The sequence below is a fragment of the Cryomorpha ignava genome (assembly GCF_010686655.1).
GTDB classification, from domain to species: Bacteria; Bacteroidota; Bacteroidia; order Flavobacteriales_D; family Cryomorphaceae; genus Cryomorpha; species Cryomorpha ignava.
This window is the reverse complement of sequence record NZ_JAAGVY010000041.1, coordinates 1-13,495: the sequence shown is the minus strand read 5'-3', so window position 1 is coordinate 13,495 and position 13,495 is coordinate 1. Positions and strand designations below refer to the sequence as shown.

Below are 13,495 nucleotides of genomic sequence, written 5' to 3'. Positions count from 1 at the left end.
ATATCAATGAAGAGAATATCTGTTTTTTGCGCGTCCAGTATCGGTCATAATCCTATTTACAAAGAAACAGCGTATCAACTTGGAGCCTTCTTGGCAAAGAGAGAAATAGGAGTCGTGTATGGGGGCTCTCATCTGGGACTAATGGGTGCTGTAGCCCAGGGAGCTCTTGATAATAATGGTGAAGTAATAGGAGTTTTGCCCCATTTTATGTCGGGTAAAGAAATAGCTCATCCGGGACTTTCCAAGCTTTTTATGGTAGATTCTATGCACGACCGCAAACTAAAAATGTACGAGCTAAGCGATGGAATAATAGCTCTACCCGGTGGCTTTGGAACCTTTGAAGAGCTTTTTGAAATGCTTACCTGGGCACAGCTTGGACTCCATAAGGAACCAATCGGCATTTTGAATATCAATGGGTATTACGACCATTTGCTCGCTATGATTGAAACAATGAGACGTGAAGGACTTCTAAAAGAATCAAATGCCGCTATGGTGCTCCATTCCAGCAATGCAATTGATTTGTATGACCAAATGATGGCCTACGTTCCAGACAAAAATGTTCTTACAATCCAAAAAGATCAGACTTAAGCAGAGTTTCTACTCGCATTGATATTTCCATACAGCGATCTGATAACCAGTTTTCTATAGCTTTCTGCGAGCTCTGTAGTTCCTTTGCCCGACTTTTCAAGTTCTTTTATTTTGATAAGGGCAAACTGCTGAATGGTGAGAAGCGGCAATACTATGCTTTCCCTCAGCTCAATACTCGCTTTAATAGCCGGATTGGTTTGCAGCAATTCCTTTTGACCTGAAATTTCCAAAAGGTATTTTTTAGCTTGTACCGACTCTGAATATATCAGCGTCCAGAACTTACCAAACTCTTTGTCATTGCGCATATAGCGCGTTAGCGGGAAGTAACTCTTGGAAAGCGACTGCATTGAGTTTTCTATCAATGTTCTGAAAAACAATGAGTTTTGGTATAATTTCTTGATTTCGTCGAGTTTACCTTGGCTGTCAAAGTGCGCTATGGCTTTCCCAACTCCGTAAAATCCGGGTACATTTTGTTTTAATTGGCTCCAGGCACCTACAAAGGGAATGGCACGCAAGTCTTCAAATTTCAGCTTATCGTCTTTCCCACGTTTGGTAGGTCGGCTACTAATATTGGTCATTCCATAATATTTCAGGGTGCTCATTTCTTCCAGATAAGGCACAAATTTAGGATGCTTCTTAAAGTCCTGATAGGCTTTGTAGCTCACTTTAGAAAGTTCTTCCAGTACTTTTCGCTCTTCTTCGGTCAATTTTTTATCTGGATCATTGAGCACTTGGTTTTCAAGACCCGCGGTGAGCAGTTGTTCCATATTAAATCGCGCAGAGTCAACAGTCCCAAACTTTGAGCTTATGGTTTGTCCTTGTATGGTAAGTTGTATTTGACTGCTGTCGATAGTGGGGCCGAGCGACGCGTAAAACTTGTGTGTGTTTCCACCACCACGAGCAGGTGGACCGCCACGTCCATCAAAGAACACTACTTTGATTCCGTATTTCCTTGAGACCGACGTGATGGTTTCTTTGGCTTTGTAAATGCTCCAGTTAGCTGTTAAATAACCTCCATCTTTGGTCCCGTCAGAGAATCCCAGCATGATCACTTGCTTTTTCTTCCTATTTTTTAAATGGTTCATATAGGTCGCGTTTGCGTAAAGCTTTTCCATCACGGCATCGGCTACAGCCAAATCATCTATAGTCTCAAAAAGCGGAATTACATCCAGAAACATCTTTTCGCCAAGACCCATAAAACGCGCCATTCCAAATATACGTGCCACATCATTTTCGTCACGGCAATTGCTGATAATGAAGCGGTAGCAGCCATGTGCTCCATTTCGTTTCTGAATTTCTTTCATTGCCGGAATGCACTGAAACGTATCGTTCAAAACCGGATCTTTTACTTCGGGCAGTTGTTTTGCCGGTGCCAATTTTAAAAGAGCTTCAAAGTCGGTATCCAGGTTTTTATTGGTTTTCCATTCCGGAATGAACTTTTTAAATGCTTCAAATGCACTCTTGATTACACGGCTATCCTGTCGCAAGCCAATACTGCTAAAATGAAAACCAAATATTTTAACTTTTTCGCGAAGTTCGTTGATATCGTCAATGAAGAGGCTTTGGTGATTTTTCTCCACATCATCGTGCAAATTATCCAACGCTTTTTTAAGCCAGCTGAGCTTTATAGCTGCATTTTTGGGATTTACAAAACTCGCTTCGTACAGCTTTTGTTCTATCTCCAATACTTTGTCTTCCGACCCTTTGAAAGTGATATGCCGCTTCAACTTGCGTATATCTCGATAATAAGATTTCATAAGTGTGGTGCGCATCCTTTCGGCGACTTTTAGGGTTGTATCCGTTTTCACAAATGGGTTTCCGTCTCTGTCGCCACCCGGCCAAAATCCCAGCTGAAGCAAGGTATTGTCTTCAAATAGTGCAGTGGTGCTTTGGTGGAGTTGCACACCAATAGAATTGACTATTTTGGGAATGGCGTGGTAAAATATATTCTCCAAAAACCAGATTAGATTTACCGCTTCGTCATATGGCGTAGGTTTTTCTTTTTTGAAAAAAGGGGTCTTGCCCAATTGGGTTAAATACTCTTTTATTGCCAAAAGATTGTTGGCTTTAATCGCTTCTCCCAAATCTGTGATAATTCCCAGTACCGCACCCGGATAAAACTGGGTAGGGTGGGCTGTGAGGACAAGTCTTACTCTAAAATGTTTCAAAGCCTCTAGCATTTCATCTGTGGCTCTGCGCTTCTTTACAGTCTCGTAAAAGCTGTTAAAACTTCCCGATCCATTTAAATTGTTAACCCGATCGAATGCGGCATCTTCAAGCGAATCTACTAAAACGACTTCTCGCTCAATGTATTGAATAAACCGAAAAAGCTGATCATTCCGCTTTTTCTCGGTGTCCAGGTCAGTCCATTCCTCAAAAAAAGAATTAATTATTTCATCGGGGGTCTCACTTTTTTCAAATCCTTTTTGACAATGCGATTGCAATAAAGGAAGCAAAATTCCCGTTCTGTGAACACCATCCAGCTCAAGGGTGAGGAATATAGAATTGAAAACCTGGTACTTGAGTAATACCAATTCGTTAAAAGCTGCGAGATTATCTTCCATCTTGAGGTGGGTTTTTGAATTATTGAAGGTATAAAATCGGATTGATTCCAACACATGTAAATCAATTTTCGATAACCATTCATTTGAGCTAACTTTGTGCCGTTTTTATGGAAAGTAAGGTATCAACTAATTTGGATCAATCATACAAGGAGCTTTATCCCTATCAGGAAGAAGCTATTGAGTTAATTTTTAAGGAGCTTGACGAATCTGAAGGGAAGGTCAATATCCTTTTTCAGCTGCCTACGGGAGGTGGGAAAACGATAATCTTTTCGGAAATAGCCCGTCAGTACATCGCACGGCGCAACGAAAAGGTGCTTATTTTAACTCACCGTGTAGAACTTTGTGCTCAAACTTCTAAGGCGCTTTCCGAAGCGAATGTGAAGAATAAAATCATTGACCGCGATGTAAAGGAGTTGCACGATAGAGAAGATTTTGACTGCTATGTGGCCATGGTCGAGACGCTTAATAATAGGCTGAATGAGAACGAGAATTACCTTCGTAATATTGGGCTGGTAATAATCGATGAGGCGCATTACAATTCCTTCCGCAAGCTTTTTAAGTTTTTTGAGAATGCAAATCTGCTTGGCGTTACAGCTACACCGCTCAGCTCAAATAGAAATCTTCCCCTGAATGAGAATTACCAAAAATTGATCGTTGGCCACGGAATTGCTGATTTGATTGAAGATGGTTATTTGAGCAAGGCTACCACATTTACATTTAATGTTAATCTACGCTCTTTAAAGGTAGGGTCAGATGGCGATTACACCGTAAGCTCGCTTGATAGATTGTATAGCCTGTATACCATGCAAGACAGGCTTATAGCTGCTTATGACGAGCGGGCGAAGGGAATGAAAACCCTGATCTTTAATAGTGGTATTGCAACTTCAATTCGGGTTTTTGAGCTCTTTAAGAATGCCGGTTATCCCGTAAAACATCTCGATAGCACCTTCAGCTCAAAAGATAGATTTGATACCCTTGAGTGGTTTCGTACTACGCCGGGAGCTATTCTCAGTTCGGTTGGTATTCTCACTACCGGTTTTGATGAGCCTTCGGTAGAAGCCATTATTCTAAACCGGGCTACACGTTCGCTCACGCTTTATCACCAAATGATTGGCAGAGGTTCGCGCATTACCCACGAAAAGAGAAAGTTTGTAATTATAGACCTGGGTAATAATGTACAAAGGCTTGGGCTGTGGCAAGATTTCATTAATTGGGAAGAGATTTTTAATTTCCCTGAACGGTATTTTGAACGTATTCAGGAACGCGATGAGAATCTCTTGATTGATTATAATTACGAGCGGTCACTGGCGCTTCAGGAAAAGCTATCTAATTACGACCCTGAAAAAGATGATTTTGAGATGAAGAAAGTTTACACTGATCTTCTCTCGCACGGTGAAAGGCCAAAAAAAGCAATTGATTTAAGCATTCACAATCACGCCAACCAGATATTTAAAAATACCGACGATTACTACGACGCATTGGAATTGATAGATTTGCTGGAAGAAGAAATAGAGTATCGCACACGAATTTATTGCAGCTGCCTGCATAATGCTACTGATAGTTATTGCGACTGGCTGATAGATACTTATGTGCGGAAATTGAAAAATGAAGTACGTCAAAAAATGATGTAAATTGTCTGACGCGATTCAAATAAATTCAGAGTGGAAGGAAGTGCTTGAGGACGAATTCGCCAAGCCTTATTTTAAAAATCTACTCAGTTTTATTCGCGACGAGTATAGTTCGTCAACCATTTTCCCGAAAAGGGAGGATATTTTTAAAGCATTTAATGCCACTCCGTTTACCAAAGTTAAGGTGATAATTCTTGGTCAGGATCCCTATTATGGGTCGGGTCAGGCCAATGGGCTTTGCTTTTCGGTAAACCCGGAAGTGAAATTGCCTCCTTCGCTTTTAAATATTTTTAAAGAGATAGATAGCGATCTAGGCAGCGAGAATTCCAGAGATGGAAATTTGGAAAGATGGGCACAGCAAGGTGTATTTTTGCTCAACGCTACCCTTACAGTGAAAGAAGGTGAAGCAGGTTCGCATCAGAATAAGGGATGGGAAAAATTTACAGACGCTGTTATAAATGCCATTGCACGTAATAGAGAAGGTTTGGTGTATTTGCTTTGGGGAAGCTACGCTCAAAAAAAGGGAGCCCTGATTTCGCCTGATAAAAACTTGATTCTCAAATCAGTTCATCCGTCACCGCTTTCTGCTTATCGAGGTTTTTTGGGGTGCAAACACTTCAGTAAGACCAATGCTTATCTTGTTGCGAAAAGCAAAAGCCCAATAAACTGGTAGCCGTATTTACGACGCCATCCAGATAGCCAGTACAACAAGCGCTAAAATAGTGATTGCTAAAATTACCGGTCCTGCGATTTCAGGTTCTAATTCCTTGTTCTTTTTTTCGAGCATGAATCTGTGTTTTATTGGGGCAAATATAATGATTTAGCGACATGTTTGAATAGAATAAGCTATTCTTCAAAATAAAATTTTTATCTTCATCGGTATCAATTCAATATGGATATGGAGAAAGTTTGCAAAGAATGTGGCGATAAGTTTGCCGGAAGGTCAGATGCGAAGTTTTGTTCAGATCAATGCCGGAGTTCTTTCAACAACAAGGAAAATGGCTATCAGAGCAGCTATGTGCGTAAAATCAACGCTGTACTGCGGCGAAACCGAAAAATTTTAAGCGATTTAAATACTGCAGAAGGTACTGAAGTAACAGCATCTGAGTTGGGCAGGAAGGGATTTGATTTTGAATTCTTTACCACCACTTATACTACTCCCAAAGGTGAAATGTATCAGTATTGCTACGATCAGGGATATATTGAAAAGGAGCCCGATGTATTTGTGCTGGTTTCAATGGAAGATTATGATTGAATTGGTTTTTGAATTCCGGCGCGCCTATCTCTGTACTTAAAATAATAGGCGAGTAGCAGGCCGGCTACAATATGCCAAATTCCCCACCAGGCTGCTATAATGGCCATTCCGCCATTTCCATCAAAAAAAGTAAAAATTATTATTAAGCCCAGACCCGAGTTTTGGATTCCGGTTTCGATAGAGACGGTTCTTCTGTCTGCTTCCGGAAGTCGGGCTGCCTTTCCGGCAAAATAGCCTATTGCAAACGCCACCCCATTGTGCACAAGCACAAGCAGGAAGACGATGTAGAGGTAATCAATAAATGTGCTGAAGTTATTTGCCAGAGCCACTGCTATAAATCCCACCAAAATAATAAGGCTCAGTATGCGAATGGGTTTCTCAATTTTCTGACTTAGTGCCCTGAATTTGTTACGCACCCACAATCCTAGTAGTAAAGGTATAACCAGAAGCAGAACAACCGTTTTTAGAATATCGATAAATTCGAGATGGAAACTTTGTAGGTACAGACTGGTATCTGCTAACGAATGTGCCCAAAACTCGAAGTTTAATGGAGTAAAGAGGGGAGTAATTAATGTGGCCAAACCGGTAAGAGAGACTGACAAGGCAACATTGGCGCCGGAGATTGAGGATATGAAGTTTGAAATATTCCCACCGGGACAAGAAGCGACTAATATCATGCCCAGCGCGAGAGCCGGTGCGGGTTGCATAATCCACACAATAAGAAAAGTAGCTGCGGGAAGAAGTAGAAATTGAGAGATAACACCAACTGCGGTGCTTTTGGGGCGCTTGGCTACAAGTTTAAAATCTTTGGGATCGATACCAAGTGCGATTCCAAACATGATAAATCCCAAACAAATATTGAGAAGAACCAAACTTTGATCAGAAAACTGTATAGCTATTTCGGAAACTGTGTTGTCGGTCAAGGCTTGGATAGGAACTTGAGAATGATGCCGCAAGTTTAAGAAAATAAAAAACCGCAAGCTAGTCCAAATGAAAGCGATTCAGAGAATCGATAACCAATCAATCTAAAACAACCATTAAAGATCGGACATTCGCTTGCGGCTGTTAGTACACCTTGCGGTGGTACTAACGGGGCTAACCAAAACCTCGCTGTATTTCCCTTGCGGGAGAATACACTGCAAATGTACGGCAAGGGAACCTTACATGAAAGCATATTTTTGTTAATGTAATTTTAAGATTGATCGCAGATTGGACTCACAAAAATAGCTATCTCGTTTTATGTTTCGATAAAACTTTAAAAATTACTGGAGTATGGTGCAATCTCTTCGACAGATTTTTTTCTTAAAGTACGCTAAATGGTGCTCCGATTACTTATTGACCGATATTCTGGGCATCAAATTCTGTGAGTTCACCGTTTTCTATGCGCACTTTTATTTCCATGGGATTGCAACATACTTCGCAGTCCTCAATGTATGATTGCTGATGTATAGACGTGTCTATCAACACAGATATGGATTCGGAACAATACGGACAAGAAAAAAAATGTTCTATCAAAGTGAATTTTTTTTTTTGTATTTGCAATTCTAATAGCTCCCAATTCTAGTCAAAAATCTCGAGGAAATCCCAGACCGCCTTACTATTGGAAACCCAAACTCAAAAATAGTAAATATATCCTTAAAGAAAAATAGCAATCTCGCAAAAGGAACCCCGAAGAATGGCTTTTGGAACCACAATTCGGGGTCTAATTTGACTAACAATAATTACTAAATACTTGTAACGCTATTTTTAGAGCGTTTTCTATCTGCTTCTTTCAAATGCATTTTTCTAACGCGAAGCGATTTCGGTGTTACTTCCACATATTCGTCGCCCTGGATATATTCCAATGCTTCCTCAAGCGAGAACTTTATTGCCGGTGCAATTTTTATTTTATCATCAGCACCAGAGCTTCGCATATTCGACATCTTTTTGGTTTTGGTAACGTTGATTACCAAATCACCCTGGCGGGTATTCTCGCCGATAACTTGTCCTTCGTAGATATCTTCGTTGGGATCAACAAAGAATTTACCACGGTCTTGCAAGTTGCTAAGTGAATAAGGAATTGCTTTACCTTGCTCCATACTGATCATAGATCCGTTTTGACGCGATGGAATAGCACCTTTATAGGGTTCGAATCCTAAAAATCTGTGCGACATGATTGCCTCACCAGCTGTTGCTGTTAGCATATAATTACGCAAACCGATAATTCCACGTGAAGGCATTTTAAATTCCAGTAGCATTCTATCTCCTTTCGGGTTCATGCTTACCATCTCGCCTTTTCTCACGTTTACTGTTTCGATGGCTTTTCCTGAAAATTCTTCCGGAAGGTCAATGCGCAATTCCTCTACCGGCTCGCATTTTACACCATCTATTTCTTTAATTATTACTTGTGGCTGTCCTATCTGTAACTCGTATCCTTCGCGACGCATAGTTTCAATCAAAACCGAGAGGTGGAGTACACCACGACCGAATACAGTAAAGGCATCGCTGGTTCCTGTTTTCTCAACACGTAGAGCCAGATTTTTCTCAAGTTCCTTTTCCAAACGTTCCTTCAGGTGGCGAGAAGTAACAAACTTACCTTCCTGACCAAAGAATGGAGAATCGTTGATAGTAAAAACCATACTCATGGTTGGCTCATCTATTGAGATAGGAGGTAAGCCTTCTGGATTTTCAAAGTCGGCAATGGTATCGCCAATTTCAAATCCATCAAGACCTGCTATTGCACAAATATCTCCGGCTTGTATTCTTTGATCCGTTTTTTTCTTGGCAAGGCCTTCAAAAACGTAAAGCTCTTTAATTTTATTCTTAATAATAGTGCCATCTCTTTTTATCAGGCTCACTTTCTGTCCCGCCTCAAGAGATCCACGTTTTACGCGACCAATAGCAATACGACCAATAAATGAAGAATAGTCAAGAGACGTGATAAGCATCTGAAGATTACCTTCTTCCACTTTTGGCTCTGGAATATGCTTAATGATTTCATCCATCAAAGATGAAATATCTTCAGTAGGTTTTCTCCAGTCATCGCTCATCCAGCCTTGCTTGGCCGAACCGTATACTTCAGGAAAGTCAAGCTGATCTTCTGTAGCACCTAAGTTAAACATAAGGTCAAAAACCATTTCATGAACTTCTTCAGGGGTACAGTTTTCCTTGTCAACTTTATTAATAACTACAATTGGTTTCAATCCCAGTTCAATCGCTTTTTCTAATACAAATCGCGTTTGCGGCATGGGCCCTTCAAAGGCATCTACAAGGAGCAATACGCCATCTGCCATATTGAGTACACGCTCTACCTCTCCACCAAAGTCGCTGTGACCGGGGGTGTCAATGATATTGATTTTGTAATCTTTATAGGTAATTGATACGTTTTTGGACGTAATGGTTATCCCGCGTTCGCGTTCCAAATCATTACTATCCATAATCAGCTCTCCGGCATTTTCGTGATCTGAGAATAATTTACCCATGTGAATCATTTTGTCAACCAGGGTAGTTTTTCCGTGGTCAACGTGGGCAATAATGGCAATATTTCTTATTTTCTGCATAATTTTGCTTTTTCAAAAAGGCGCGCAAAGGTACGCTTTATTTTGCTGATTTTATAGAAAAAACTGTGGTAATTTGAGAATGATAATATCCCGTGATGATTGGGAATGAATATTTTGCCTGTCATGAAGCATGATTTCATTGTGCTATTCAATAGTGCAGCACGGCAAGGATCATTTATTCTGTGTTTTTATACTTGTATATAATGTGAGTTCTCAAATTTGCTGCTCGATTTTGTGTGAAAAGATGTTCACGCAGGCGCATGAATTTTCTTGTGTTCAGAAATCTGAGAAACATAATTGATAAGCCGTATCTCGCTGCAAAATTTTAAATTGTGAATCCAATATTATTTATTATTTTCATTCTCGCCTTTCGGTAGATAGAGCGCTGAGCTAAGTTGAGTGGTTATTGAGCCTATTGAAATGCTTGGTCGAAATGTTTGGGGCTGCACCCTGCTGCATCCTATGAGGCCTTTTACCGAGAGGAATGCAAAGGAGAGAGCGAGTGCGTAACTGGAATTCTTCGATGAACGTAATTCTAATCTCTTATATTCTCACAATAGCTGCAATTTTACAAGATAGTTTGCTAAAACAGAAACCCACTCCGAAATGCGAAGTGGGTTTCTGTTTTATTAAAAATCTTTAAGCCTATCGGTTGTCGATTTCTTCAACTCCCGGGTGAGCGCTATTGTTAAAAACAAAAGTTTCATTTCCATAAGTTGCATCGGTTTTAAACGACTTTACATTATAGGTATAGTTGTCACCTTGCTTTCCGAGGATTTCAATTTTCCCCAATTCATCATTAGCGCGATTTACATATACCCTTATGGTATGAAATGTCTTGTCTGCTGGTTTTGTCGGTATCAACTTTATTACGTCGTAAGTTATGCCATTTTCGGTCATTTCCTTTTCGTAATACTGCTTAAATCCGGTTTCCCAAATGGTGTATATTTCAGATGGATTTAGCGCATCGCCACCGCCGTCGGCCACATCGATATACACTTCATTCATATCTTCATTATAGGTCCAGCGGGTTTCGCCATCAGAGTAAATATTATTGTCGCCCAGCTTTATGTAGTATTTCTTGCCTTTCATTTTAAGGGTACCTTCCTGGGTTTGTTTTACATCTGCCGCTTTGTCTTCAAGCGTAAAAGTAAAGTCGCTGGTAATAGTGCTATACTGTCGTGTTTTATTGCTGACTTTATCAAGGATGGCTTTTGCTTTTGCATCTTGAGCATGGAGGCTTCCCGTTATGACGATAAGTGCCGCAATAAGAATGGTTTGAATGTATTTCATGTTTTAGTTTTCTATATTTTCAGTCTCAGCCTTCAATAATTGTTCCAAAGAATATTCATCCGGTACCAAAACCTGTCGGGCCTTGCTTCCTTCAAATGGGCCAACGATGCCTGCAGCCTCCAGTTGATCTACAATTCTACCCGCTCTGTTATAGCCCAATTTTAATTTTCTTTGAATCAAAGAAGTCGATCCTTGTTGGTTCATAACAATCACCCGAGCCGCATCTTCAAATAGCACATCGCGGTCGCTGAGGTCAATCTCTCCCGGGCCGCTTCCTTCTTCATCTGCCACTTCGGGAAGGTCGAATGCATGCGGGTAGGCACGTTGATTTCCGATGAACTCGGTTATCTCATCTACCTCGGGTGTGTCAACAAATCCACATTGCAGGCGTATCAGGTCATTTCCGGTAGAGAGAAGCATATCTCCGCGACCAATAAGCTGATCTGCTCCACCAGAATCGAGAATGGTTCGCGAGTCAATTTTTGAGGAAACTCTAAAGGCAATACGCGCAGGGAAGTTGGCTTTAATTACCCCGGTTATAATATTTACCGATGGTCGCTGCGTGGCAATAATAAGGTGAATACCAATGGCTCGAGCCAGCTGTGCGAGACGAGCAATAGGGGTTTCCACTTCTTTTCCGGCAGTCATTATCAGATCGGCAAACTCATCTACTACTAGTACGATATAAGGCAGGTAGGCGTGTCCTTTTTCAGGATTCAGCCTGCGCTTAATAAACTTGGCGTTGTATTCCTTAATATTCCTAACCCCGGCATTTTTGAGCATTTCGTACCGGTTGTCCATCTCAATACAAAGCGAATTGAGCGTTTTTACAACTTTTTTGGTGTCGGTAATAATCGCCTCTTCCTCATCGGGAAGCTTTGCCAGATAGTGGCGTTCAATTTTATTAAATAGTGTAAGCTCAACCTTTTTAGGATCAACGAGTACAAATTTTATTTGTGAAGGGTGTTTTTTGTAGAGAAGCGATACAAGTATAGCGTTTAGTCCTACAGATTTACCCTGTCCTGTAGCACCGGCCATAAGGAGGTGAGGCATTTTGGCCAAATCAGTTACAAACGATTCATTATTAATGGTTTTACCAAGGGCGATTGGAAGCTCCATATTTGAATTCTGGAACTTTTCTGAAGCTATTAGCGAGCGCATAGACACAATATCGGGGTTGCTGTTTGGCACCTCAATACCTATGGTTCCCCTTCCGGGAATAGGGGCAATGATTCGAATTCCGAGAGCCGCAAGGCTCAGGGCAATATCATCTTCCAGGTTTTTAATTTTGCTGATACGCACACCGGGCTCCGGTATTATTTCGTAAAGCGTAACGGTTGGCCCGATGGTAGCTTTAATCTTTTCGATACCGATTTTATAATGCGAGAGGGTGGTAACGATTTTATTTTTGTTCTCTTCAAGTTCTTCCTTACTTACAGTAACTTTTCCACCGCCGTAATCTTGTAAGAGATCAACTCCGGGCATTCGGTACTGCGCCAGGTCTAAAGTAGGATCATACTCACCAAAATCTTTCACTTTTTGGTTCAACTCTGCTTCGCTAAGCTCTTTTTCCTGTTTTGGCATTTCTACCGAAAACTCACTGTCATCATCGGCCGCAGCAACTTCAGGCTCTGCCTCAGCAACGGTCGTCTCCATTTCCAGTTCGGCGTCAGCCACCGCAGGTTTTTTCTTCGGTTTTTCAACAATTTCTACCGCTTCAAAGTCGTCATCGCTCATTGCCAAATCGGCGGCAGATTGTTTAAAATCGTCCATCTCGCCAATGGTATCTTGAAAATCTTCTTTTTCATCTTCTTCCAGAGCTGCCGCGCGTGCCTCAGTGGCTCGGTTTTTTACTTTGGTAAACATATTTTCAAATCCCAAACCGACGCTTGTTGCCATTTTACTAAGCCAGCTAAACGAAGGATTGAACACAGCGATAATAAATGCGATAGCCGCAAAAAACAGGAGGATACCCGTTCCTATCTGCCCCACAACGCCGTAAAGGGTATGGTTGAGTTCGTATCCAAACGCACCACCTACAAACTGCGCATTTTCAGCCCGAAACACAAAAGCAAGCAGCGGTGAAAAAATCACCATGGCCAGTATAGAAACAAAGAAAGTCTTAACGGGGGGCAGTAGGTTTTTCTTGAAAAGAACCTTAAAGCCGAGATTAAAGAAAATCAGAATGAAGAGAAAACTCATTACTCCAAACCAATTATGAATAAACAAATGGCCCACCATAGCGCCGAGCGGACCCAGCCAGTTTTCAGCGTCGTAGTTTCCTTCGCGCAATACCGCATACCAGCTGTCAGATAGCATAGACTGATCAGCCTTCCAGGTAAAAATGAAACTGGTAAAGGCTATAAGGCAATATATACAGAGAAATAAAATCAGCAATCCACCAATACGATGAGTTCGCTGGTCGCTTAATAATTGCTTAAATCCGCCCGAAGATGTACTTTTCTTTGGCTCGGCTTTTGATTTTGTGGCTTTTATGCGGTTCTTTTTTGCCATTTGGCTATTCTATGGTCTATTATTGGGTCAATTTGTAAATGTACATTCGCAAGGGTTGTATAACGCAAATTTCTTTTTGGTATTTCAACAGTGGAGTGTTGATTGATTTTTAGA

Annotated in this window: 10 protein-coding genes; 4 read left to right on the top strand and 6 right to left on the bottom strand. The window is 41.1% G+C overall.

All coding sequences use genetic code 11. The annotated features are described in order from the left end of the window. Nucleotides 1-6 precede the first annotated feature (6 nt). On the top strand, nucleotides 7-588 hold the full coding sequence (locus G3O08_RS16610; RefSeq protein WP_163286582.1) for an LOG family protein: 582 nt from the start codon (nucleotides 7-9) through the stop codon (nucleotides 586-588). Here G3O08_RS16610 and G3O08_RS16605 read toward each other — a convergent pair. Beyond that, complete coding sequence (locus G3O08_RS16605) at nucleotides 585-3,152, bottom strand: phosphoenolpyruvate carboxylase (protein ID WP_163286581.1); 2,568 nt, start codon at nucleotides 3,150-3,152, stop codon at nucleotides 585-587. The genes G3O08_RS16610 and G3O08_RS16605 overlap by 4 nt on opposite strands. Nucleotides 3,153-3,259: 107 nt before the next feature. Here G3O08_RS16605 and G3O08_RS16600 point away from each other — a divergent pair, with 107 nt between their 5' ends. The 3 genes from G3O08_RS16600 to G3O08_RS16590 all read left to right on the top strand — a co-directional run bounded on the left by G3O08_RS16600 (nucleotide 3,260) and on the right by G3O08_RS16590 (nucleotide 6,035). Then, on the top strand, nucleotides 3,260-4,783 hold the full coding sequence (locus G3O08_RS16600; RefSeq protein WP_163286580.1) for a DEAD/DEAH box helicase: 1,524 nt from the start codon (nucleotides 3,260-3,262) through the stop codon (nucleotides 4,781-4,783). A gap of 1 nt (nucleotide 4,784) precedes the next feature. Continuing rightward, nucleotides 4,785-5,453, top strand: a complete 669-nt coding sequence (gene ung, locus G3O08_RS16595; RefSeq protein WP_163286579.1) for a uracil-DNA glycosylase — start codon at nucleotides 4,785-4,787, stop codon at nucleotides 5,451-5,453. A gap of 225 nt (nucleotides 5,454-5,678) precedes the next feature. Continuing rightward, nucleotides 5,679-6,035: a hypothetical protein gene (locus tag G3O08_RS16590; RefSeq protein WP_163286578.1), complete on the top strand. Its 357-nt coding sequence runs from the start codon at nucleotides 5,679-5,681 to the stop codon at nucleotides 6,033-6,035. Here G3O08_RS16590 and G3O08_RS16585 read toward each other — a convergent pair. The 5 genes from G3O08_RS16585 to G3O08_RS16565 form a co-directional block, all read right to left on the bottom strand. Next, nucleotides 6,026-6,958: a bile acid:sodium symporter family protein gene (locus G3O08_RS16585; RefSeq protein WP_204336914.1), complete on the bottom strand. Its 933-nt coding sequence runs from the start codon at nucleotides 6,956-6,958 to the stop codon at nucleotides 6,026-6,028. The genes G3O08_RS16590 and G3O08_RS16585 overlap by 10 nt on opposite strands. A gap of 409 nt (nucleotides 6,959-7,367) precedes the next feature. After that, the gene (locus G3O08_RS16580; RefSeq protein ID WP_163286577.1) at nucleotides 7,368-7,550 is read right to left on the bottom strand and encodes a CPXCG motif-containing cysteine-rich protein; all 183 of its coding nucleotides are present in this window, start codon (nucleotides 7,548-7,550) and stop codon (nucleotides 7,368-7,370) included. Nucleotides 7,551-7,759: 209 nt separating this feature from the next. Next, nucleotides 7,760-9,574, bottom strand: coding sequence for a translational GTPase TypA (typA, locus tag G3O08_RS16575; RefSeq protein ID WP_163286576.1), 1,815 nt, complete (start codon nucleotides 9,572-9,574; stop codon nucleotides 7,760-7,762). Between the two features lie 645 nt (nucleotides 9,575-10,219). Further along, complete coding sequence (locus G3O08_RS16570) at nucleotides 10,220-10,867, bottom strand: LolA family protein (RefSeq protein ID WP_163286575.1); 648 nt, start codon at nucleotides 10,865-10,867, stop codon at nucleotides 10,220-10,222. A gap of 3 nt (nucleotides 10,868-10,870) precedes the next feature. Beyond that, nucleotides 10,871-13,381 carry an FtsK/SpoIIIE family DNA translocase gene (locus G3O08_RS16565; RefSeq protein WP_163286574.1) on the bottom strand — a complete coding sequence of 837 codons (2,511 nt, stop codon included), beginning with the start codon at nucleotides 13,379-13,381 and terminating at the stop codon, nucleotides 10,871-10,873. Nucleotides 13,382-13,495 lie beyond the last annotated feature (114 nt).